Raw genomic sequence first — 22,241 nt, forward strand, 5'->3', positions numbered from 1 at the left:
GTGCTCTGGACTCTCCTGAAGCGCTATCTCCGCCCGGCATGGCCCCTCGTCAGCGCGGTCATCGTCTTCCAGCTGGCCCAGTCGATCGCGTCACTAATGTTGCCGAACTTGAACGCCGACATCATCAACGACGGCGTCGTCACGGGTGATATCGGATACATCTGGTCCACCGGGCTCCTGATGCTGGGCATCACGCTCGTCCAGGTGATCTGCGCAATCATCGCGGTCTACTTCGGGTCGAAGCTTGCGATGGGAGTCGGTCGGGACCTCCGCTCGGACCTGTTCCACCGCGTCGTCGCGTTCTCCCAGCGAGAGGTCGGCCAATTCGGACCCCCCTCGCTCATCACCCGCAACACGAACGACGTCCAGCAAGTGCAGATGCTTGTCCAGGTCACCGCAACCCTCATGGTGTCAGCCCCCATGCTCGCGATCGGCGGCGTAATCATGGCACTGCGACAGGATGTCGGGTTGTCGTGGCTGATGGCGGTGAGTATCCCGGCGTTGCTCATTGTGGTGAGCCTCATCGTGACGCGCATGGTGCCCGCGTTCCAGCTCATGCAGAAGCGAATCGACCGGATCAATCAGATCCTCCGAGAGCAGCTCACCGGCATCCGCGTGATTCGAGCCTTCGTGCGAGAGCCGGACGAGCGTCGCCGCTTCGAGGCGGCAAGCGAAGGGGTTGCCGAGGTCGGTATTCGGGCGGGCAACCTGATGGCGCTCATGTTCCCCGCGATCATGCTCGTCATGAACGTCTCGAGCGTCGCCGTCATCTGGTTTGGCGGCTTCCAGGTGCAGGACGGGAGCGCCCAGATCGGCACACTCTTCGCCTTCTTGCAGTACCTCATGCAGATCTTGATGGGGGTCATGATGGCCGCCTTCATGTTCGTCATGATCCCGCGCGCGGCCGTCTGTGCCAACAGGATCGGCGAGGTGCTCGACACCGATCCGTCCGTCGAGGCCCCCGCCCGCCCCGTTCGTCCCGCGCGGACGACAGGGGAAATCGAGCTCGACGCGGTCGAGTTCTCCTATCCGGGCGCGCAGGAGCCCGTGCTCAAGCGTGTGAGCTTCCGCGTCGCGCCCGGCACTACGACCGCCATCATCGGCTCCACCGGTTCGGGCAAGACGACGCTGATCGGGCTCGTACCGCGCCTGTTTGACGTCACCGCCGGATCAGTGCGGGTCGACGGAACGGACGTGCGTGAGCTTGACCCGGACGAGCTCTGGCAGCGCATCGGCCTTGTCCCACAACGCGCGTTTCTGTTCTCGGGAACGGTCGCCTCGAACCTCCGCTATGGGAACCCAGACGCGACGGACGAGGAGCTTTGGCACGCCCTCACGATCGCGCAGGCGCGGAGCTTTGTCGAGGCAATGCCACAGGGCCTCGGGTCCGAAATTGCCCAGGGCGGCACGAACGTCTCGGGCGGACAGCGCCAACGATTGGCCATCGCGCGAGCGCTGGTGAAGCGGCCCGAGATCTATATCTTCGATGACTCGTTCTCGGCGCTCGACGTGGCGACCGATGCGGCGCTGCGCCGAGCGCTCACGACGGGCGTTCCCGACGCGACCCGCCTGGTGGTTGCGCAGCGCGTCAGCACCATCCGCGATGCGGACCAAATCGTCGTGCTCGATCATGGCGAGGTGGTGGGAATCGGCACGCACGACGAGCTCGTGCAACTGAACGAAACGTACCGCGAGATTGTCGAGTCGCAGGAGAGCGTGGAGGCCACCCAGTGAGCGAGACACGGAGCCAACAGCAGTCTCCCCCGGCACGCGGGCCCATGGGCGGTCGCGGCCCGATGGGTGGCGGGGCGGGTGCGCCGGTCGTGAAAGCGAAGAACTTTCTCCCGTCGGCGAAGCGGCTGCTCGGAACGCTTCGTCAGGATGCCAGCAGGATCCTCCTGGTGCTCGTGTTAGGGGTCCTGAGCGTCGGGCTGACGGTGACCGGGCCGAAGCTGCTGGGCGAAGGCACGAACATTGTGTTCAACGGTTTCATCTCGCTGCAGTTCCCGAAAGGGACCACACAGGCGCAGATTGTCGATCAGCTCACGGCAGCCGGGAACACGGACCAGGCGGACATGTTGCGCTCGATGGCGATCACCCCCGGGCAGGGCATCGACTTTGCGCACCTCGGGTGGATCCTGACTCTGGTGCTCGCTGTGTACACGTTGGGCAGCGTGTTCGCGCTCTTCCAGGCGCGCATCTTGAACGTCGTGGTGCAGCGGGCGACGCACCGGATACGGCTCCAGGTTGAGGACAAGATCCATCGGCTTCCGCTGAGCTATTTCGACCGTGTGCAGCGCGGCGAGCTCCTGAGCCGAGTCACGAACGATGTCGACAATATCGGTCAGTCACTCCAACAGACCCTGTCCCAAATCATCACCTCGCTGCTCACCGTCATTGGCGTCTTGCTCATGATGTTCCTCATCTCACCCCTGCTCGCCGCGATCGCGCTCGTCACCATTCCGCTGACGATTCTCATCACAGTCTTGGTCGCCCGGCGCTCGCAGAAGCTCTTCACCGAGCAGTGGAAGCAGACGGGCATCCTGAACGCCCGGGTCGAAGAGACCTTCTCGGGCCACGCCGTGGTCAAGGTCTTTGGACACCAGCGAGAGGCCGAGGAAGCATTTGCCGCCGAGAACGACCGCGTGTATCGGGCGAGCTTCGGCGCCCAGTTTGTGTCGGGCATCATCATGCCGAGCATGACCTTCATCGGCAATCTCGTCTACGTCGCGATCGCCGTGGTGGGCGGCATCCGCGTGGCTGCAGGCCAGATGTCCATCGGCGACGTACAAGCGTTTATCCAGTACTCGCGGCAGTTCACCCAGCCGCTCACTCAGCTCGGATCGATGGCGAACCTGCTGCAGTCGGGCGTCGCGAGCGCCGAGCGGGTATTCGAGTTGCTCGACGAGGAGGAACAGACCCCGGACGACGATCCTGCCGCAACGGTGTCCCCGACAGCGAGCCACCTCGAGTTCACGGACGTCTCGTTCCGCTACGCCCCGGACAAGCCACTCATCGAGGGGTTGAACCTGTCCGTGCACCCGGGCAGCACCGTCGCCATCGTGGGCCCGACGGGCGCGGGCAAGACGACGCTGGTCAACCTAGTCATGCGTTTCTACGACGTGAACTCCGGCGAGATCACCCTCAGCACGGGTGAGGATGCAGCCGCAGAATCGGTCGACATTCGGCGGATGAGCCGGGACGACCTCCGCGCCCGCACCGGAATGGTGCTGCAGGACACCTGGCTGTTCGCCGGAACCATTCGCGAGAACATCCTGTACGGGCGTCCTTCCGCAAGCGAGGAGGAATTGAGTGAGGCGGCATCTGCCGCCTACGTCGACCGGTTCGTGCACATGTTGCCCGAGGGGTACGACACGCTGCTCGATGACGAGGCCACCAATCTGAGCGTCGGCGAACGGCAGCTCATCACCATCGCGCGCGCCTTCATCGCCGACCCGCGGCTCCTCATCCTCGATGAAGCCACCTCGTCCGTCGACACACGCACCGAGCTTCTCATTCAGCGCGCGATGTCGAAGCTCCGCGAGAATCGCACCGCGTTTGTGATCGCTCACCGCCTGTCCACCATCCGCGACGCCGATCTCATTCTGGTCATGGAGGACGGCTCGATTGTTGAGCAGGGCACGCACGGCGAACTTCTGGCGGCGAAGGGTGCGTACTGGCGGCTGTACAACGCGCAGTTTGACGCCCCCATGAACGAGTAGCGGCCCGGCCCGAGAGGTCACCTCGCGTCGATAGAATGTGGTGTGCCCGCAACCCGCAAAACCTTCCCTTTCGAGGTGTGGGCGCTCGTCGCAGGCGGTTTCACCGTCGCGCTGGGCTACGGCGTCGTCGCGCCGGCGATTCCGCAGTTCGCCAAGGCATTCGATGTATCCAACCTGGCGGCCAGCGCGATCGTCAGCGCATTCGCGCTCATGCGACTCGTGTCGGCTCCACTCGCTGGATGGCTGGTCAGCCGCTTCGGCGAACGGCGCATCTACACAATCGGCATTCTGATCGTCGCGCTCTCCACCGGAGCCTGCGCCCTCGCGGCGAGTTATCCGCAGCTGATCGTGCTCCGCGGCCTCGGCGGTATCGGATCCGCGATGTTCAGCATCGCGGCGACCGCGCTGCTCGTGAAGGTCAGCCCGGTCGAGGCTCGCGGGCGGGTCGCCAGCATCAATTCGGCTGGCTTCCTCCTCGGCGGCCTGCTCGGACCCGTGTTCGGTGCACTGGTGGCGAGCTTCGGGATCCGAGCGCCTTTCGTCTTCTACTTCATTACGTTGGTGGCCGCCGCCACCATCGTCAGCGTCGCCCTGCGGGGCTCGAAGGTCGCGGGTGTTGCCGGGCCGCGCCTCGCGAGCGACCTGGAGCCGCTGCCGCTACGAGAAGCCCTTCGCCTCCCCGAGTTTCGCGCGCTCCTCTTCTCGGTCTTCAGCTTCGGCTGGTCATCGTTTGGCGTGCGCGTCTCAGTAGTACCACTCTTTGTCGCGGCAGCGCTCGGCGGCGATGCCAGTGTCGCGGCATGGGTGCTCGCCGCGTATGCCGCAGGGAACGCGCTGCTCATCTTCCCCGCCGGCCGATGGACTGATCGGCTAGGCCGCAAGCCCTTGCTCATCATCGGCATGGCGATCATGACGCTCGGCTACCTGGTGTTTCCCGCCTCGCCGACGGTCGGCCTCGCGATGGCCTGCATGTTCGTTGCCGGTGCCGGATCCGCTCTCGCGAACCCGGCGCAGCAGGCAGTGCTCGCCGACGTCGTGGGCAAGCGACCGGGTGGAACCGTGGTCGCCGCGTACTCGATGTCCGCAGACCTGGGTGGCGTGCTCGGCCCACTCATCGCCGGTGCGATTGTGGACCTCGCCGGCTTTGGCTGGGCCTTCGCCGCAACGGCGGCACTCCTCGTGGTCGCGCTGTCGTTCTGGGGCGTGTCTCCCGACTCGCGCCGGCGAACCGCCTAGCCCTCGAGGTCGTCGATTCCCGGGGTCCAGCTGATGCCGGGCTCGCCCCAGCCGTTGCGCCGCTCTGCCTTCATCGCGCGACGCGAGAACGGCAGCACGAGGCGGTCAACGTAGAGCAGCCCCTCGAGGTGGTCGTACTCGTGCTGCAGGATGCGGGCGAACCAACCGCTCGCCGTGATCTCGAACGGCTTGCCCTCGATATCTTGCGCCCGCAGCAGCGCGCGGTCGGACCGGCGCAGCGCGTACCGCTCCCCGGGGAAGGAGAGGCAGCCCTCTTCCTCGGTTTCTTCGCTGGGCAGGCCTGGCTCGGGCGGCGAGATCCAGAGCTCGGGGTTGATCGCGACGCCCCGGGCAGGGGCCTCGTCCTGGTCGGCGTAGTCCCAGACGAAGACGCGGAGGCCCACGCCCACCTGCGGCGCCGCGAGCCCGACGCCGGGGGCGGCGACGGTCGTCTCGAACATGTCGCTCACCAACGTCCGCAGTTCCTGGTCGAACTCGGTGACGGGAGCAGCGGGGCGATGCAGCACGGGTTCGCCCGAGATGCGAATGGGAAGAATGGCCATGCGTCAAGCCTAACCATCCCTGGCCGCTCGGGCGGACGCAGTGGGCGATAGACTCGTCCCCGCGCCAGCACCCCGCATGCGCCGCAGAAGGAGCACACGTCATGTCGAACACCCCCGCCGAGCAACTCGTCTGGATCGACTGTGAGATGACCGGCCTGGACGTCGAGAACGATGGCCTCGTGGAAATCGGCGTCATCGTGACCGATTTCGACCTTGTCCCGCTCGATCCAGGATTCCAGCTCGTGATCAACCCCGGACCGCAGGCGCTCGCGCAGATGAACGATTTCGTCCGCAACATGCACGAGACATCGGGGCTTTCCGAGCTCATCGAGGAAGGGGCCACCCTCGAAGAAGCCGAGGCACAGGTGATCGCCTACATTGATCGCTTTGTCCCCGCAGGCCGCCGCCCACTGGTCGCCGGCAACACGATCGGCATGGATCGCCGCTTCATCACGCGCTACATGCCGACGCTTGACGAGCGCCTGCACTACCGCAGTGTCGACGTCTCTACGTTGAAAGAACTCGCCCGCCGCTGGCACCCGAAGGCCTTCTTCAACGCCCCAGACAAGCACGGCGGGCACCGCGCACTCGCGGATATCGCCGAGTCGATCCAGGAACTCGCGTACTTCCGCGCAGCGTCGCTCGTTGACTCCCCCGGTCCCGATTCGAAGCGCGCCGGTCAGTTGTCCGCGGCCACCGTCGAGCAGTTCGCTTCGCTCGTTGAGTCCGCAGGAACGCCCGAATAGCCCGCGCGACCCGCCCGGGGGTAGCCGATTGGAACTTCCCCCAGATCGTCGGTTATGATGGTCAGGTTGCCTCGCATCGGCGAGAAAACACATGGTGGCTATAGCTCAGTTGGTAGAGCACCGGCTTGTGGTGCCGGTGGTCGCGGGTTCGAGCCCCGTTAGCCACCCCATAGTGGTGAGGTTCAAACCCTCGACAAGATTATCCAGTCTTATGAAGGTTTGGGCCTCACCTTTTTTTGTTTTTGCACCTGTTGATGCAGCTACTGCTTCGTTTGCCGCCGCTGCCCAGTTCAGTGCGTTCGCCTGCTGCTCGGCATCACACAGCGACCCATACGGTCGCTGGTACTCAGCCCGCGCTTCCCCGTTTTCATCGATGAAGATTTTACGAAAGAACGCCTGGTTGCAGATCCGCCGATTCGCATCATCGCAGCGCCCATAGATTAGCGACACGTTCGCGAGTAACGCGAGTGAATCTTCAAGGTTTTCACGTGATGACGCGTACTCTTCGTGATGCGCGTTTATGCGATGCTCAATATCTTCGAGCCGGTTCGAAATCCTCCCCTGCTCACGCTTCAACAAATCAAGCGGCACTGCCCCTGCATAGTGAGCCTGCAACAGCTTGGTGCGCTCTTCATCGAGCTGGTTTCGTTCGACAGCAAGGTTTGCAAGCTCAGCCGATTCGCTGGCCATTAGCCGATCGAATTCGGCATGCAGCATGCCAGCAAGTGACTGCCGCACCTCGCCACTCACTTGTATGCGCTCGTAGTACGCCTCGATGAGCCGTTCGACATCTTCAATGAGCACGGCCTGCCGCGTGCAGTTTGTTTTCTTTGAATGCCTACCGTTGCACACGAAATATGGGTAGATCTTGCCGTGCCGGTTCTTTGCGTTGACAATAATCAACCGCTCACCGCACTGCCCGCAATACACGGTGCCCTTCAAGTAATGGTCATGCACCTGGGTCGCGTCGGCCGCTGACTTGTGCGAATCCAACACGTTCTGCACCTGATACCAGACCTCTTTCGGCACGATCACCTCGTGCGCACCCGGGTAGGTTGCGCCTTTGAATCTGACGACTCCGGTGTAATAGGGGTTTGTGAGGATGCGCTGCAAGCCCGACAGGCTGATCGGCTTTGATGGCCGCTTCGGTGTCGGCAGTGTCGTGAGCCCTCGGCGTTCGAGTTCTCGGTGCAGCTGTGAGAGAGTCCACCTGCCTGAAGCGAAGGGTCTGCTGCACGGTTAGGTGACATCTGAGTTGGCTTGCCCGGGAGGGCGGCCTGGAAGGATGTCATTGTGCCTAAGCCTTATCCCAGTGAGTTCCGTGACGGTGTTGTGAAAGTCGCTCGAGGTCGCGAACCCGGAGTGACGATTGAGCAGATCGCGAAAGACTTCGGGGTCCATCCGATGACGCTGCAGAAATGGTTGCAACGCGCTGCGGTCGATGACGGCTCTAAGCCGGGCCAGGCCCGCGGCGAGGCGGTGGAGCTGCGCGAAGCGCGCAAGAGGATCCGCCTCCTTGAGCAGGAGAACGAGGTCCTCCGGCGGGCTGCGGCATATCTGTCGCAGGCGAATCTGCCGGGAAAAGGCTCTACCCGCTCGTGAAGGAGCTCGCCGAGGACAGGATCCCTGTCGCGGTGACGTGCCGGGTCCTCAAGCTTGCTCGCCAGCCTTACTACCGGTGGCTGCTCGACCCGATCGCCGGTAGTGAGGTGGTCGAGGCATATCGTGCGAACGCGCTGTTCGATGCCCACCACGACGATCCCGAGTTCGGTCACCGGCTGCTCGCGGACGAGGCCCGCGACGTCGGGGAGGCAATGGCTGACCGGACAGCGTGGCGCATCTGCCGTGACAACGCGTGGTGGAGCGTGTTCGGGAAGAAACGGGGCAGGAACGGCAAGAAGCCCGGCCCGGCCGTCCACGACGATCTCTGCACGGTCACCGACGAGAATGGTCGTGTCCGGCACGAGTTCACCGCCGAGAAGCCGAACCAACTCTGGCTGACCGATATCACCGAGCACAGGACCACCACGGACGGCAAGCTCTACCTCTGCGCGATCAAAGACGTGTTCTCGAACAAGATCGTCGGGTACTCGATCGACTCCAGAATGAAGTCCAGTCTGGCCGTCAACGCTCTGGAGAATGCCATCGCGATGCGCGGTGACGTCGCCGGCTGTGTGGTTCACAGCGATCGTGGATCGCAATTTCGCAGCCAGAAGTTCCTGCGGGCTCTGACCCGCAATCGCCTCGTCGGGTCGATGGGCAGAGTCGCCTCATGCGGTGACAACGCTGCCATGGAATCGTTCTTCAGTCTGCTCCAAAAGAACGTCCTCAACCGCCGTTCCTGGGCCACCCGCGAGGAGCTGCGCATAGCGATCGTGATCTGGATCGAACGAACCTACCACCGCCGCCGACGCCAACCCCGACTCGGCCGTTTGACCCCGATCGATTTCGAGGCCATCATGAACACGCCAGCCGCACTGGCTGCGTGACTAGAAACTGTCACCTAACCGTGCAGCAGACCCCAACTAGGCAACAGTTGCGGCACAAGAGAAGACTTCTGACACTCAGTCCAATTTGCTAGTAATCGCGCACAGTTGAAGCGCCTTCTCTTGACCTCGGGGACCTCCACGACCGATGGGCAAGCGAACAGTTTGTCAGTACGGTGACATGCATCGCATTAAATGAGTTTTGCCATGGCACTGGCACTGGCACTGGCACTGGCAACAAGATAAGCGCGATCGTCATCAGCCAGGAGATTCGTTCTGTAGCTGATTTTGCGTCGGTATTAGAGGTGCATGGCTCGCGGTTCAAGCTGAAATAAGCTGTTGATCCGCTGCTTGCTGCGTTACCCGGCGAATGCGCCGCTCTGCGATCCGCACTTTGGCGAGCACACCAATTGAGATGACGCCGTTCAGGATGAACTTCACCGCGTTCCAAATGCATACCAGCGCCACAAGATACAGCCACTTTGGTGAACCCTGCGCGATGAGCACCGTGATGAAACTCGCCACGTAGAAGTAGACGATCGCGATCAGCATCGCTGGTGCGCCCCATTTGAGGCCACGGCGAGTACGGAGCGCATCGAGCACGATGTTGGTCGGCATGAACCGGCGCATGAAAATACGGGTGTAGATGCTGAGCGTCCAGATGATGCAAAACATGGGAACAGTCCTCTCCAAGTCGAGAGGCGACAGGAGAAAGAAAAACTGTTCAGCCAAGGCCGTTGAGTTGTGTCACCGCTTGTGGCGATGGCGTAGCAGGTAGAGGTCGCCTATCCCCAAATTACGCCTCTTCGTTGAGGAATGGAAGTCCTCGACCCGCGTCTACCTTGCCTTGGTCAACCTCTCAACATCGGTAATCGATCTCAAGTTGTGTCTTGAAACAGCGATGCTCAGAGTCGACCGATATGTATCCCCAACGGATGGATGTCATAGGTGCCCGATAGACTCGAAAGCACCAAGAGTCGATGACGCACTGGAAAGGATGTCGATGGCTCGCTACTCTTCTGGCCGGTGGTCTCGCCCCGCAACCGGACGTCAAATTGCTGCGCTCAAGGCGCACGGAAATTACGACAGAAAGTACTACTCGATGGGTCGCGCGAGCCAAGTAATCGGCAAGTCAGTAGCCACCGGTTCTTCTCGTGGAAATGGATCTGGGAGATCCAGTTCCTACGCGCGACCAACTTCGACCGCGCCATCTGGGGAGTCGCTCAGCTCGCTAGTTGCCGACCTACTCGGCGTACCAGCAACGATGGATGCGCTCTTGGGCCAGGCACTGGATCACGCCGCTCAGGCTCCCGCCGACTTGATCGATCCAGTCGAGTCAGTCGTCTTCACTCTCGCAGCCGATGAGAAAGATCCAAAAAATCCTCGCATCCAGGTGGACGCCGCAGTGTCTCGGAATCCTGATCACAGTGGCGACATTGAGATAGGTGTCCAATTCACGAGCAATGTCGAGTTCGGTGATGCCCCACCAGCCCCGAAACCAGAAGGCTTCCAGAGCGGTGTCGTGTTCAATGACTAACACTGCTGAAGATACTTTGATCTTTGATCCGGTAGACCTCGTCGCCCCCGACGCCCGATTATTCATTGACACCAATGTCTTCATGGAAACCTCACCTGAACGCGAGGGTGGACTGCAAAAACTCTTCGCGCGTGTTGCGCCAAAGATCGAAGAAGGTGGCAGTCCCGTCATTGTTCCAACCAAGGTTGTGACCGAGCTTACGAAGCAGAGCGGTCAAGAAGCGTTTGAGGACGAACCAAGCCGTTCCAAAGCCATCAAGAAGGCTGCCAACGCGCTCGTTTTTCTAAAGGCAGCTAGTGAACACGGGCTCGTCCGCAAGGACCTTGGGGACGATTCCAACCCGTACGCTGATGACCTCTTCGTAGATTTATTCACCGCATACGCCGGTCGCTACTCAATGGCCCTGCTCACTAATGACATCACCCTTCTACTTCGAATCAACTTGCTCGGCATCCAACGAGGGGTTTGGTTGATTGCAGGAAGACTGACCAGCGAGGGGCTCATCGAATGTGAGGTCCCGCAGGTTCTCTATGCGCGTGGACTCGCGAAGCTTCGTCGAGTGCAACGTCGGCTTGACACGCCAGAGGCAGATGCGAAAGACGGCTTAGAAGCAGAAAGCCTACAAGCTGTGCTGCAAGAATTTGCAGGCGCAACCAACGTGGTTGAGCCTGAGAGAGCCGCTAAGCTTGGAAACGTAAGAACACCTGAATCCCCAGCTTCAGTGGGCGTAGATCCTTTTCCGCCCGACTCACCGTATCGTGGAGACGATTCTCTGCTCTCAGTGACCGAAGTTCCAGGCGAAGGTGATGAAGTCCTCGTCGAGACACCAACGGGCACGGAAAGGCTTCAGCTTTCCGACAAGCTCGGAACTGGCGGAGAAGGAAGCGTGTTCTCCGTCTCGCCCACGCAAGTCATCAAAGTCTTTGATGAAGAACACATTACTGCTCATCGCAAAGCCAAGATCGAGCTACTTTCTAACCGCGGACTTTCAGCACCTGGGATCTGTTTTCCTCAGGCAGTCGTCAGAAACCTTCAGGGCGAGTTTGTTGGCTACGTGATGCCGCGCGCGAATGGACGTGACTTTTCGAAGGCTCTCTTCAACCCGCGCCGTTTCCGGAAGGAGTACCCCACCTGGACGAAGACAGACCTCGTGGATGTGGCTATTTCATTCTTGGACAAGGTCGCATTTCTCCATTCCCTAAACATTGTCTTAGGCGATATCAACCCGAAGAATCTCCAGGTCGACTCGAACAAAGATGTCTGGATCATCGACGCCGATTCATGGCAGGTCGACGGATTCCCGTGCCCTGTGGGTACAGAAATGTTCAGCGCACCCGAAGTGATCGGCAGGCGCTACCCAGATTTCCTTCGCACCATGGAAGATGAGCAATTCTCGGTAGCGACGATGCTATTCATGATTCTGATTACGGGGCAGTTCCCGTATGCAAGGTCCGGTTCCGATGGGGATATCGTTAAGCTGATCAGAGAGGGTAACTTCGCCTTTCAGTACAAGGAAAACTCCAATCAGGACCAACCTGCGGGTAACTGGAAGTACATGTGGAGCCATATACAACCAGACCTAAAAGGGCTCTTTTGGCACACGTTCCATCGCGAAGGCGACCGGTACTCTGATCGGCCCACCGATGAAGAATGGCTCTCAGAATTCCGACGTTTCCGACGCTATCTATCAGGTTCCGAGAACTTTGACCCGATGTCGAATGACGTGTATCCAACGCGATTCAAGGCAATGGCTCGCGATACGCCAATCTATGAATGCAGCGAATGTGGCACGTCAATGGCCGGTATCTGGAATGACAAGACGAAGAAGTACATGCAGCCTCGACTTTGTCAGGCATGTAGGTCAAAACTTCCGAAGTGTTCGGACTGCGGTAAACACAAATCGTCGTTGAAAGATGGAGTGTGTTGGGATTGTAACCGTAAACGAAACTTCGTAGCCTGTGCCGAATGCGGGCAGGAGAAGCCAAAGAAATCGCTCGTCGACGGACGATGCTTTGATTGCAATCAGGGACGTTGTGCCGACTGTGGTCGCCAGGTACCCAAGCGGTATCTTGCTGATGGCCTGTGCGACCGATGCGTACCCGTGAGCTGCAAGAATTGTGGCCGTAAGTTCATAAAGTCCGCGATGAACTATGGTCGGTGCACGGAATGCCACCAACGAGACCTTGAGCGCCAGCAGCAAAACAAGGCCGAAGCGGCGGAGAAAGCACGTCGAGACGCCGAACCTGACTCGTCGCGACTCTGTACACGTTGCGGTAAGGCCTTCATCTCGCGTGGGAACGTGGCGTGGCATCAGCGAATGGGTAAGGAAGTCCCAACCACGCACAAAATGGGTTACGGATACACCTATCCGCCGGAGTGTGTTCCCCTCCCGATTCCGCCGAAGGTTTCACAAAAAGCACCAAAGCCAGAAAAGTCTGGAGGCTGCTACATCGCGACGGCCGTTTACGGCTCATATGATGCTCCACAGGTATGGGTGCTTCGAAGATGGCGCGATAATTTCCTCAGCCGGTCCGCCCTCGGACGCTTGTTCATAAAGGGTTACTACCGTTGGAGCCCGCAAATTGTGAAGAGGTTTGGTGCCCATGACGCTTTCCACGTGCCTGCGAGATTCTTCCTCAACCGCTTGGTGCACCGCCTTCGTCGAACAGGCGTGTCGGATGCCCCGTATCAAGACCGCTGACATTTACAAGTAGATCGGAATAACAACATGGCCAAACTGGACATCAACACGGAAGACCTAGTCGAAAACCCGACACCACGCGTGCCCGTCGCACTTTGCATCGATACGAGTGGGTCAATGGGAGGGGCACCAATTGAAGAGCTAGTAGCTGGAGTTAACCAATTCTACGACGCAATCGAAGAAGACGACGATGCCCTTGACGCTGCAGAAGTGTGCATCGTGGAGTTTAACTCCGGTGCCAAAGTGATCCAAGAGTTCGCGAGCATCGAACGGCTTCAACGTATCAACTCGATCACTGCCAGCGGTGGCACCTCGATGGGCGAGGGTGTCAATCTTGCGCTTGACACCCTCGAAGAGCGTAAGCGGCTCTACTCTGACAACGGCGTTCTTTATTACCAGCCCTGGCTGGTACTGATGACAGATGGCGCGCCGAACGGGAGCGCTGCCGAACTGGAGCGTGCCGTGACACGGGTGACAGACCTGATCGGTAACAGGAAGTTGACCATCTTCCCGATCGGGATTGGCGCAGGAGCGGACATGAACATTCTTGCCCGATTCAGCCCAACTAAGCCGCCGCTCCGACTTCAAGGCCTTAGCTTCAAGGAGTTCTTCGAATGGCTATCGAAGTCCGTGGCGCGGGTATCACAGTCCAGTCCTGGTGATGCTCCGCCCAAGCTTGACCTGGAAGGTCTTGCAGGCTGGGCGGAACTCTAGTTGTTTCGCGAATTCCATCATCAGGTCAAAGGCAAAGGGCACGCCGATACCGGGTCGCCTTGCCAGGACAAAACTTCGTACGCAAACCGAGAGGGCGTGCAAGTCTTGTGCTTATCGGATGGTGCTGGCTCAGCAGCGCACTCGGAGATTGGCGCTCAGGCACTTGTCAACGAGGGAACCAAGATGCTTGTTGAACAATTTGTTGAGTTCACCTTGCGCGATGACGGACGGAATGTCAAAGTCGAGGTGGTGCAACGTCTTTTGACGAAGCTGGAAAGGACCTCTCGTCGACGCAAGGTGTCGCTCAAAGACTTGGCTGCCACTTTCTTAGCCGTGGCAGTTTCGGGCGACCGTTTCATTGCTATCCACATCGGAGATGGCGTCATTGGATACGAGAAGGATGGAGAACTCAAAGTTATCTCTGCCCCCGATAATTCTGAGTTCGTGAATCAGACCACGTTTGTTACGTCTCTAGGTGCAGCACACTCGATGCGGTTGCTGCGGGGATCGACAGCTGGTGTCACTGGGTTTGTGCTGATGAGCGACGGTACCGAAAACAGTCTGTACAGCCATCAAACACAGAAGCTTGCACCCGCATGTTCAAAGATCATCAATCTCGTAGCAGCCTCGTCTCACGGGTTGAGCCTTCCTAGCGTCAGGTACCAACTCAGGCGGTTCTTGGCTACGAAAGTCAAGGAAGCTACCAAAGACGACTGCAGCCTTGCAGTGTTCGGGCGTTCAGTTTAGATATTGGCTGGGCGAAACCAATGCGCTAGAGGACTGATGGGGGAAGCTTTCAGTTGACCTAGTCGCTAGCGAACCGGCTGCTACAAGGGAGTTGCGCACCTGTTTTCTATCGACGCCAATCGTGCGTGAGATCGCGCGCATCGAAGCACCAGCGCGGTGCAGTTTGACCGCTTCAGCGGCGTCGTGGTCATCGAGGCCTGAAAGTCGACGTACAACACCACGCCGAGTGAGATGCGCTGACACGGTAGAACGGTGCAAACCATACTGTTGAGCCAGCTGCCCAACTGATAATCCGGCGATATAATCATCGACCAATCGGTCGATCTGAAGGGCCGTGAGAAAGGTTTGAGGATTTGCAATCCTCCGAATAACCGGCCCACGAACGTCTCGAATTGGGTCGACATCGCACCGCCTCGACACCCGGTAAACGCCACGTCTCCAGCGGAGATGAAGCGCCCTGGGTTTGATGGAGACTCCTGACCTTGGGAACGAGGATGGAGTCATGGTGTCGAAGCAGGGATTTGGGAAGCCGACGGGACGTCGGTATTCGCAGGAGGAGAAGGCTGCCGCGGTCCGAATGGTGCGGACGCTACGGGTGGAGCTCGGGACCGACCATGGGACGGTGCATCGGGTCGCAACGCAACTCGGGTACGGAGTCGAGTCCGTGCGGATGTGGGTGAAGCAGGCTGATGTCGACGACGGTCACGTCGTCGGGGTCAGCACCGCTGAGGCCCGCCGGGTGCGGGAACTCGAGCAAGAGGTCCGCGAGCTGCGACGAGCCAACGAGATACTCAAGCGAGCGGCGTCTTTCTTCGGGGCGGAGCTCGACCGCCAACACAGGAAGTAGCCGCGTTCATCGACGCGAACAAGCACGATATCGTCGAGGGCCGTCCGCTCGGAGTCGAGCCCATCTGCGCACTGTTGCAGGTGGCTCCGAGTACCTATTACGCAGCCCGTGATCGCGCCCCGTCGGCGCGCGCGGTCAGCGATGCTGTTGTCGGTCCTGAACTGGTGACGCTGTGGCAGGCGAACTACTCCGTTTACGGGGTCCGCAAGCTCTGGAAGTGCGCCCGCCGTGCTGGAATCGATATCGGGCGCGACCAGACCGGGCGGCTCATGCGGGCCGCAATGATCGAGGGCGCGACCCGTTCGAAGCGGGTGAAGACGACACGGCCCGATCCAACGTCAGCGAGGCACCCGGATCTGGTGAAGCGGGAGTTCACCGCGACCGCACCGAACAGACTCTGGGTCACCGACCTGACCTTCGTTCCCACGTGGGCTGGCGTCGCTTACGTCTGTTTCATCATCGACGTGTTCAGCCGGATGATCGTCGGCTGGCGGTGCGCGTCTCATATGCGTACCGAGATGGTCCTCGATGCGATCGAGATGGCGAGGTGGGGCCGCGGCGCTCACCACAATGATCTGCGATGTCATAGCGATGCGGGCAGTCAATTTACGTCGATTCGCTACGGCGAGCGTCTCGCCGAGATCGGTGCGACACCGTCGATCGGGACGGTCGGCGACAGTTATGACAATGCCCTGGCAGAGACGGTGAACGGGTACTACAAGACAGAACTCGTCCGCGGCCCGGCTCGCCCCGGCCCGTGGAAGACGGTTGAGGATCTCGAGCTCGCGACCCTCGGATGGGTGCACTGGCACAACACGCAACGCCTCCACAGCTATCTCGGCGACGTCCCGCCCATCGAGTTCGAGCAGAGGTTCTATGCTGACCAAACCACGAGCCCTCAGTTGGTGGGAATCAAATAGCGCGAGTCTCCATCAAACCCAGGGCGCTTCATCGAGGTTTGCCCTTGCTGATGCGTATTCATCGTGGTGCGCTTCGGATGGCTGTTCCCCGGCAGGAACCCAGGCCGCCACCTCACCCCGGGCCCACTGAGCCGTCGTCTTCGCGCCGAAGGCTTGCTTGCCGGGAGCGCCCGCACAACAGCGCTCATCGAACTCACACGGCAACTGCATCCCCGGATCGTCTCGGACCTCCTCGGCATCACGACGGCGTCCGCTGCCTCATGGTCACGTCTCGCCGGCGGTGAGTGGTCCGATTACCCGGCTCTTCGTTCCACCCGCGCCTGATCAAGCATCACCCGTCAGCGCTCGCCCGGAAATCGCCTCGCGCAACTGCTCGACGGTCGGAGACCCTCCCAGCCCGGCAGGGGTACTAAACACCCGGCAGGCGAGCCCGACCGGCGCGTGCTCGTCTGCGAAGGGATCGACCCCGTCGACGAGAACGGTCGGTGACCCGTGGAACCCGAGTCGCACAGCGTCCTCCGGGGTCTCGACCAACTGACGTGTGACGCGGACATCTGATCGGCCGTCGAGCAGCCCAGCAAGCCGACGATCGAGTATCTCCCAGTTCGGGCACCCGTCGAAGTATTGCAACGTAATCTCCATGACCAACTCCTCTCAGTTCCGACCCGCGTGGACCGCGACAGGTGAAGAAGGCGTTACCGACGACAGCGCGGGCGACTTGGCGCGCGCGGCGCGCAGGCCGTTAAGGATCACGATGACCTCAGCGATCTCGTGGACCAGGACGACGGCGGCCAGCCCCAGGACTCCGAACAGCGCGAGTGGGAGCAACGCGGTGATGATCAGCAACGACAGGAAGATGTTCTGGTTGATGATCCGCCGACACCGGCGGGCGTGGTCGAACGCCCGCGGAATGAGGCGCAGGTCGTGGCCCGTGAACGCGACATCGGCGGACTCGATCGCTGCGTCGGAACCGGTCGCTCCCATCGCGATGCCGATGTCCGCGGAGGCGAGGGCCGGGGCGTCGTTGATGCCGTCGCCAATCATCGCGACCGATCCCGCCTTCGACAGCTCACCGATTGCCGCTGCCTTGTCCTCGGGACGCAGCTCCGCACGCACATCCTTGATGCCAGCCTGTGCGGCGAGGGCGCGTGCGGTGCGGGCGTTGTCGCCGGTGAGCATGGTCATGTCGATGCCCTGATCCGCGAGCGTGCGGACGACTTCGGGAACTTCGGGGCGCAGTTCGTCGCGGACACCGATCGCCGCGACCGGGAATCCGTCCCGGTGGACGATCACGACGGTCATGCCCTGTTCCTCGAGACCCGCGACCCGGTCTCCGAGCTCCCCGGCGTCGAGCCAGCGGGGGCTGCCGACGGTGATTCTCGACCCGTCGACGGTGCCTTCGATGCCGTGCCCGGCCTTCTCGGTCACGTCTACAGCTGCCGCAATGCCCGGAGTCGCAGCGGTGATAGCGGAGGCGAGGGGATGCGTGCTGTGCTGTTCCAGCGCCGCCGCCCAGGCCAGCGCCTGTGTCTCGGTCACGCTGTTCGCGGTGAGGACGGCGGTGACCGCGGGCTCGTTGCAGGTGAGGGTGCCGGTCTTGTCGACGGCTACATGCCGGACCGTGCCGAAGCGCTCGAAGACGGCTCCGGATTTGATGATCACGCCGAACTTGCTCGCCGCGCCGATCGCGGCGACGACCGTCAGCGGAACAGAGATCGCCAGCGCACAGGGTGAGGCTGCGACTAGCACGACGAGTGCGCGGGTGATCCACATCTCCGGGTCGCCCAGCAGCGATCCGAGGATCGCGACGAGGGCGGCGAGGATCAGCACACCGGGCACCAGCGGGCGAGCGATCCGGTCCGCGAGACGAGCACGCTCGCCCTTCTCCGTCTGCGCCTGCTCCACCAGTTCGACGATCGTGGTTAGCGAGTTGTCGGTACCCGCCGCGGTCGTTTCGACCTCCAGTGCGCCGGCGCTGTTGATCGCGCCGGCCGACACCGCATCGCCGGGCTCGACCTCGACCGGGATCGATTCCCCGGTGATCGCCGAGGTGTCCAAGCTGGAGCGCCCCGCACGGACGATCCCGTCGGTCGCGATCCGCTCGCCCGGTCGGACCACCATGACCTGGCCGACCGTCAGCTCCTTCGCCTGAACCTGCACGGACACCCCGTCGCGCAGCACTGTCGCCGTCTCCGGCACCAGCTTCAGCAGCGCCCGCAGCCCTCCCCGGGCGCGGTCCATCGCCTTGTCCTCGAGGGCCTCTGCGATTGAGTATAGGAAGGCCAACGCTGCGGCCTCCTCGACGTAACCGAGAATGACCGCGCCGATCGCGCTGATCGTCATCAGCAGCCCGATCCCGAGCTTGCCCTTTAACAGCTTCCGGATCGCGCCAGGAGTGAACGTCGACGCGCCCAGCAACAGGCCGGCCCAGAACAGCACGAGCGCCGGGATCTCGAGGCCGGACCATTCAAGGATTAGACCGGTGAGGAATGCGACACCTGAAAAGACCGGCACCATGATGCCGCGGTCCTTCCACCAGGGTCGCCCCACCTCTTCATTCTCATCATCCGCCGCAGTAGCAGGCTCGTGTTCGCAGCCACACGCCGCGCTCACGCGTCCGCCCCCGTCCCGCAGCAGCAAGGTACCGTGCATGCTGAGTCCACGCAAGGTGCGTGCTCATCGACAGCCAGCGTCACGTCCACGAGGGAAACGAGCGCAGCAGCAAGGTGCGGATCTGCGATCTCGTAGCGAGTCTGGCGACCCTCAGGCTCAGCGACCACGACCCCGCAGTCGCGCAGGCAGGTGAGATGGTTAGACACGTTCGAGCGCGTCAGCTCCAACTCGCGCGAGAGCACGGCCGGGTAGCTCGGACCATCGAGCAACGTCATCAGGATCCGGGAACGCGTCGGATCCGCCATGGCACGGCCGAGCCGGTTCATGACGTCGAGGCGTGAAGCAATAGTCAGCACACGCTGAACTATACAGCACTGACTGATCAATCAGTGCTCCACCGCCAAGCGACACAGCACCCGATATCTGCTGAACACGCGATTCAACGATGCGGCTCGGCAGCGAGATCGCGACCCACAGTTGCGCCTCGATGCGTCAGCGTCTGGCATCCCGGCGGGTTCGAGCGGAAGAACTCGTCATCGAGCATTTTCGCCTGCTCTTCGGTAAGCGTCGTGCCTTGTGCGCGGAGAGGAAGATGCATGACAGTCAGCCTGCGCCAATCACGATGTTTCCCGACTCGGGGCGGCTGTGAATAGGTCGCAGCTCAACGAGGCGGCGTTTGGCACTGCGGACGCGCGCATGTATGAACGCCGCAGACGTTGTGACCTTTCGTGAAACAGGCAGTCAGAGCGTCGATCACAACCTCCGCGTGATTCCGCGGCTCTCACCTCACCGGACGAGGCGGCCGATGGCTTGAGATGCCTCTCGTATTTTCTCTTCGGCAGTGTCCCCGCCTGCGCGGACGGCGTCTGCGACGCAGTGGCGGAGGTGGTCTTCGAGGAGTCCGATGGCGACGCCTTGCAGGGCGCCGGTGAGTGCGGAGATCTGGGTGAGGATATCGATGCAGTATTGCTCGTCTTCGACCATGCGGTGCACGCCACGTGCTTGGCCTTCGATGCGTTTGAGTCGGGCGAGGTAGCGGGCTTTGTCGGTGATGTAGCCGTGCTCGCCGTGGTCACACGAAGCTGCAGGTTTAATGACGTCGGTCATCGTCTTCTCCTGATTCGTCATGGTCATCGGTCGAGGATGGCGCGAGTCGTGGTCTCAGGACGAAGGTCCAGGCGCCGCAACAGCTGCGCGTTGAGCGCGACGACGATCGTGGACAGCGACATGAGGACGGCGCCGACCGACATCGGCAGCACGAACCCGATAGGGGCGAGGGCACCGGCTGCGAGGGGGACGGAGATGAGGTTATAGCCCGCAGCCCACCAGAGGTTCTGTTTCATCTTTCGGTACGCGGCGCGGGACAGTTCGATTACCGAGAGCACGGAGCGGGGGTCGTCGCTGGCGAGGATGACGCCGGCCGAGGCGATCGCGACATCCGTGCCCGCGCCGATTGCGAGCCCGACGTCGGCTTGGGCGAGTGCGGGAGCATCATTAACACCGTCGCCGACCATCGCGACTTTCCGACCTTCTCGCTGAAGCTCCTGGACCTTCGCGGCCTTGTCTTCTGGACGGACCCCGGCGAAGACCCGGTCGATGCCGAGATCTTGAGCGACGGCATGTGCGACGGCCTCTGCGTCTCCGGTGATCATGACCACTTGCACGCCGAGGACGTGGAGCGCATCGACCGCTTCGCGCGACTCCGAACGCACCTCATCGGCGAGCTTCAACGCACCAATCACACGCCCGTCTTGAATGACGTGGAGGATGATGGCGCCGTCCGTGCGCCAGGCGTCGGCAATGGGGAGTTCGTCTGCGCCTTCCTCCGTGAGAAGGTGCGGCCCACCGACGCGGATGGTCGACCCGTCGACGGTTGCAGTGACGCCAACCGCGGGAGATGAGGTGAAGTCGCGACTTCCGGGCACCGTGAGCTTCTTCTCGGCAGCGGCACGGACAATCGCCTTCGCCAGGGGATGCTCACTGTCGACTTCCGCGGCGGCCGCCAGCGCAAGCACCTGATCCGCGTCGCCCCCGTCGGTGATCGATACTTCGGAGACGACAGGCTCGCCTTTCGTGAGAGTTCCGGTCTTGTCGAACAACACAGTGTCGACAGTGCGCATGCTCTCCAACGCCAGCCGGTCCTTGACGAGGACGCCACCGCGCGCGGCCCGCTCGGTCGCGATCGACACGACTAGCGGGATGGCCAGACCGAGCGCGTGGGGGCAAGCGATCACCAAGACGGTGATCGTGCGGATGACGGCGGCATCCGGGAATCCCACCAGGGTCCATACGAGCGCGGTGATGGCCGCAGATCCGAGTGCGAACCAGAACAGCCATCCGGCGGCGGTGTCGGCGAGTCGCTGGGCGCGGGACGAGGAGCTCTGCGCTTCGGTCACCAGGCGTTGGATGCCGGCGAGGGTGGTGTCATCACCGATCGCAGTGATCTCAACACGCAATCCCGAATCGGTGGCGACAGTGCCCGCTGTGACCGGATCACCGCTGCCGCGGGTGACCGTGCGAGATTCACCGGTGACCATGGACTCGTCCATCGACGCGCGTCCATCGACAATGCGCCCATCCGCGGGGACGCTGCCTCCGGGCCGAACGACGACAACATCGCCGACGACAAGGTCGGCGGGTGAGACGACAACGACCTCGCCATTCTCGACCCGTTCCGCCTCATCCGGGAGGAGAGCGGCCAGAGAGTCGAGGGCGGAGGTGGTCTGGGCGAGGGAGCGCATCTCGATCCAGTGACCGAGCAGCATGATGACGATGAGGAGCGCCAGCTCCCACCAGAAGTCGAGCTCGTGATGCAACATCCCTAGGGTCGCACCCCACGATGCGAGGAATGCGACCGTGATTGCGAGGCCGATGAGGAGCATCATCCCGGGCTTTCGGGAGCGGATCTCGCTGACGGCGCCGACGAGGAACGGTTTCCCGCCCCAGACATACATCACCGTTCCCAGCACCGGAGACACCCACATGATCCCGGAGATGTCCGGGAGAGAATAGCCGAGGATCATCGAGAACATGCCCGACAGCGCAACGGTCGGGACCGCCAGGACGAGCATGATCCAGAACAACCGGCGGAACTGCCCGACATGGTCGCCGTGCCCCGCATGACCACCGTGCCCCTCGTGGGCCCCGTGAGTGTCGTGCCCTCCATCGGTGCCGTGCGCACCGTGAGACATCGTGTCGGGATGTGTATGGTGCGAGGAGCCCGATGTCGCGGCATCGGCCACATCCGTATGGGCATGATGCGCCATCTCATGATGGGACTCGTGCTCCGCGGGTGTGTGGGACTCGTGATGTCCGTCGGTGTGTTCAACGCCGTCGTGGTGCGAGTTACTCATGGATCGATCCTCCTCGAAATAGTGACGCTAAACAGGGGTGTTTGGTAGCGAGTACC

General features: G+C 61.6%; 17 protein-coding genes, 1 tRNA gene, 1 pseudogene and 1 other annotated feature. Of the genes and pseudogenes, 10 read left to right on the top strand and 9 right to left on the bottom strand.

Going from position 1 to position 22,241, the window contains the following annotated elements; genetic code table 11:
- The 3 genes from JW030_RS07320 to JW030_RS07330 are packed head-to-tail and all read left to right on the top strand — an operon-like array spanning position 1 to position 4,958.
- Entirely contained in the window at positions 1-1,734 is a 1,734-nt protein-coding gene (locus tag JW030_RS07320) for an ABC transporter ATP-binding protein (RefSeq protein WP_188046643.1), read from the top strand.
- Between the two features lie 44 nt (positions 1,735-1,778).
- Positions 1,779-3,722, top strand: coding sequence for an ABC transporter ATP-binding protein (locus tag JW030_RS07325; protein WP_188046649.1), 1,944 nt, complete (start codon positions 1,779-1,781; stop codon positions 3,720-3,722).
- Positions 3,723-3,764: 42 nt separating this feature from the next.
- A complete protein-coding gene (locus JW030_RS07330; protein ID WP_188046644.1) occupies positions 3,765-4,958 on the top strand; it encodes an MFS transporter in 1,194 nt (397 codons plus the stop codon).
- Here the strand turns inward: JW030_RS07330 and def are convergent.
- Positions 4,955-5,521, bottom strand: a complete 567-nt coding sequence (gene def / locus JW030_RS07335; protein WP_188046645.1) for a peptide deformylase — start codon at positions 5,519-5,521, stop codon at positions 4,955-4,957. The two genes, JW030_RS07330 and def, sit on opposite strands and share 4 nt — an antisense overlap.
- Positions 5,522-5,622: 101 nt before the next feature.
- Here def and orn point away from each other — a divergent pair, with 101 nt between their 5' ends.
- On the top strand, positions 5,623-6,267 hold the full coding sequence (orn, locus tag JW030_RS07340) for an oligoribonuclease (protein WP_188046646.1): 645 nt from the start codon (positions 5,623-5,625) through the stop codon (positions 6,265-6,267).
- 94 nt (positions 6,268-6,361) lie between these two features.
- Positions 6,362-6,437, top strand: a tRNA-His gene (locus tag JW030_RS07345).
- 607 nt (positions 6,438-7,044) lie between these two features.
- Here the strand turns inward: JW030_RS07345 and JW030_RS13520 are convergent.
- Positions 7,045-7,464 (bottom strand): annotated as a pseudogene (locus JW030_RS13520) (recombinase zinc beta ribbon domain-containing protein); the annotation flags it as partial.
- 96 nt (positions 7,465-7,560) lie between these two features.
- On the opposite strand from JW030_RS13520, the gene JW030_RS07355 reads away from it, so the two are divergent.
- Positions 7,561-8,756 (top strand): IS3 family transposase gene (locus JW030_RS07355; protein WP_188046806.1). Its coding sequence is split into 2 segments (ribosomal slippage): positions 7,561-7,845 and positions 7,848-8,756, totalling 1,194 coding nucleotides; the frame shifts between segments, so codons are not numbered across the junction.
- A 318-nt stretch (positions 8,757-9,074) separates the two neighbouring features.
- On the opposite strand, the gene JW030_RS07360 is transcribed toward JW030_RS07355, so the two are convergent.
- Both JW030_RS07360 and JW030_RS07365 read right to left on the bottom strand, forming a co-directional pair.
- On the bottom strand, positions 9,075-9,428 hold the full coding sequence (locus JW030_RS07360) for a sulfate permease (RefSeq protein ID WP_188046179.1): 354 nt from the start codon (positions 9,426-9,428) through the stop codon (positions 9,075-9,077).
- A gap of 661 nt (positions 9,429-10,089) precedes the next feature.
- Positions 10,090-10,293, bottom strand: coding sequence for a hypothetical protein (locus tag JW030_RS07365; RefSeq protein WP_188046178.1), 204 nt, complete (start codon positions 10,291-10,293; stop codon positions 10,090-10,092).
- Between JW030_RS07365 and JW030_RS07370 the strand changes: the two genes are divergently transcribed.
- From JW030_RS07370 to JW030_RS07385, 4 genes are all read left to right on the top strand, one after another.
- Positions 10,283-12,991: a CFI-box-CTERM domain-containing protein gene (locus tag JW030_RS07370; protein WP_188046175.1), complete on the top strand. Its 2,709-nt coding sequence runs from the start codon at positions 10,283-10,285 to the stop codon at positions 12,989-12,991. The two genes, JW030_RS07365 and JW030_RS07370, sit on opposite strands and share 11 nt — an antisense overlap.
- Positions 12,992-13,018: 27 nt before the next feature.
- The gene (locus JW030_RS07375; protein ID WP_188046174.1) at positions 13,019-13,705 is read left to right on the top strand and encodes a VWA domain-containing protein; all 687 of its coding nucleotides are present in this window, start codon (positions 13,019-13,021) and stop codon (positions 13,703-13,705) included.
- Positions 13,706-14,452 (top strand): PP2C family serine/threonine-protein phosphatase, encoded by a 747-nt coding sequence (locus JW030_RS07380; RefSeq protein ID WP_188046173.1) that lies wholly within the window; start codon positions 13,706-13,708, stop codon positions 14,450-14,452.
- Between the two features lie 502 nt (positions 14,453-14,954).
- Positions 14,955-16,219, top strand: a protein-coding gene (locus JW030_RS07385; RefSeq protein WP_241095363.1) for an IS3 family transposase whose coding sequence is annotated in 2 segments (ribosomal slippage) — positions 14,955-15,258 and positions 15,258-16,219 — 1,266 coding nt in all. Because the reading frame shifts where the segments join, the coding sequence is not laid out codon by codon here.
- Positions 15,254-15,388: a sequence feature (AL1L pseudoknot), on the top strand. Its footprint overlaps the gene before it by 135 nt.
- A 324-nt stretch (positions 16,220-16,543) precedes the next feature.
- Here JW030_RS07385 and JW030_RS07390 read toward each other — a convergent pair.
- From JW030_RS07390 to JW030_RS07410, 5 genes are all read right to left on the bottom strand, one after another.
- Positions 16,544-16,861, bottom strand: a complete 318-nt coding sequence (locus JW030_RS07390; protein ID WP_017884924.1) for a hypothetical protein — start codon at positions 16,859-16,861, stop codon at positions 16,544-16,546.
- Positions 16,862-16,873: 12 nt separating this feature from the next.
- Complete coding sequence (locus JW030_RS07395; RefSeq protein WP_241095364.1) at positions 16,874-18,871, bottom strand: cation-translocating P-type ATPase; 1,998 nt, start codon at positions 18,869-18,871, stop codon at positions 16,874-16,876.
- Positions 18,829-19,188, bottom strand: a complete 360-nt coding sequence (locus tag JW030_RS07400; protein ID WP_017884926.1) for a helix-turn-helix transcriptional regulator — start codon at positions 19,186-19,188, stop codon at positions 18,829-18,831. Before JW030_RS07400 ends, JW030_RS07395 begins: the two co-directional genes overlap by 43 nt.
- A gap of 430 nt (positions 19,189-19,618) precedes the next feature.
- A complete protein-coding gene (locus JW030_RS07405) occupies positions 19,619-19,960 on the bottom strand; it encodes a metal-sensitive transcriptional regulator (protein ID WP_370567039.1) in 342 nt (113 codons plus the stop codon).
- 2 nt (positions 19,961-19,962) lie between these two features.
- Positions 19,963-22,185 carry a heavy metal translocating P-type ATPase gene (locus JW030_RS07410; RefSeq protein WP_017884928.1) on the bottom strand — a complete coding sequence of 741 codons (2,223 nt, stop codon included), beginning with the start codon at positions 22,183-22,185 and terminating at the stop codon, positions 19,963-19,965.
- Positions 22,186-22,241 lie beyond the last annotated feature (56 nt).

It is taken from the genome of Leucobacter sp. CX169 (genome assembly GCF_017161405.1).
In the GTDB taxonomy this organism is placed as follows: domain Bacteria; phylum Actinomycetota; class Actinomycetes; order Actinomycetales; family Microbacteriaceae; genus Cx-87.

Excerpts from the sequence above, each read along its gene's own strand:
- JW030_RS07410 (WP_017884928.1), bottom strand. The coding sequence starts at position 22,185 with ATGAGTAACTCGCACCACGACGGCGTTGAACACACCGACGGACATCAC.
- JW030_RS07360 (WP_188046179.1), bottom strand. The coding sequence starts at position 9,428 with ATGTTTTGCATCATCTGGACGCTCAGCATCTACACCCGTATTTTCATG.
- JW030_RS07325 (WP_188046649.1), top strand. The coding sequence starts at position 1,779 with ATGGGCGGTCGCGGCCCGATGGGTGGCGGGGCGGGTGCGCCGGTCGTG.
- JW030_RS07390 (WP_017884924.1), bottom strand. The coding sequence starts at position 16,861 with ATGGAGATTACGTTGCAATACTTCGACGGGTGCCCGAACTGGGAGATA.
- JW030_RS07405 (WP_370567039.1), bottom strand. The coding sequence starts at position 19,960 with ATGACGAATCAGGAGAAGACGATGACCGACGTCATTAAACCTGCAGCT.
- orn (WP_188046646.1), top strand. The coding sequence starts at position 5,623 with ATGTCGAACACCCCCGCCGAGCAACTCGTCTGGATCGACTGTGAGATG.
- def (WP_188046645.1), bottom strand. The coding sequence starts at position 5,521 with ATGGCCATTCTTCCCATTCGCATCTCGGGCGAACCCGTGCTGCATCGC.
- JW030_RS07375 (WP_188046174.1), top strand. The coding sequence starts at position 13,019 with ATGGCCAAACTGGACATCAACACGGAAGACCTAGTCGAAAACCCGACA.
- JW030_RS07395 (WP_241095364.1), bottom strand. The coding sequence starts at position 18,871 with ATGCACGGTACCTTGCTGCTGCGGGACGGGGGCGGACGCGTGAGCGCG.
- JW030_RS07370 (WP_188046175.1), top strand. The coding sequence starts at position 10,283 with ATGACTAACACTGCTGAAGATACTTTGATCTTTGATCCGGTAGACCTC.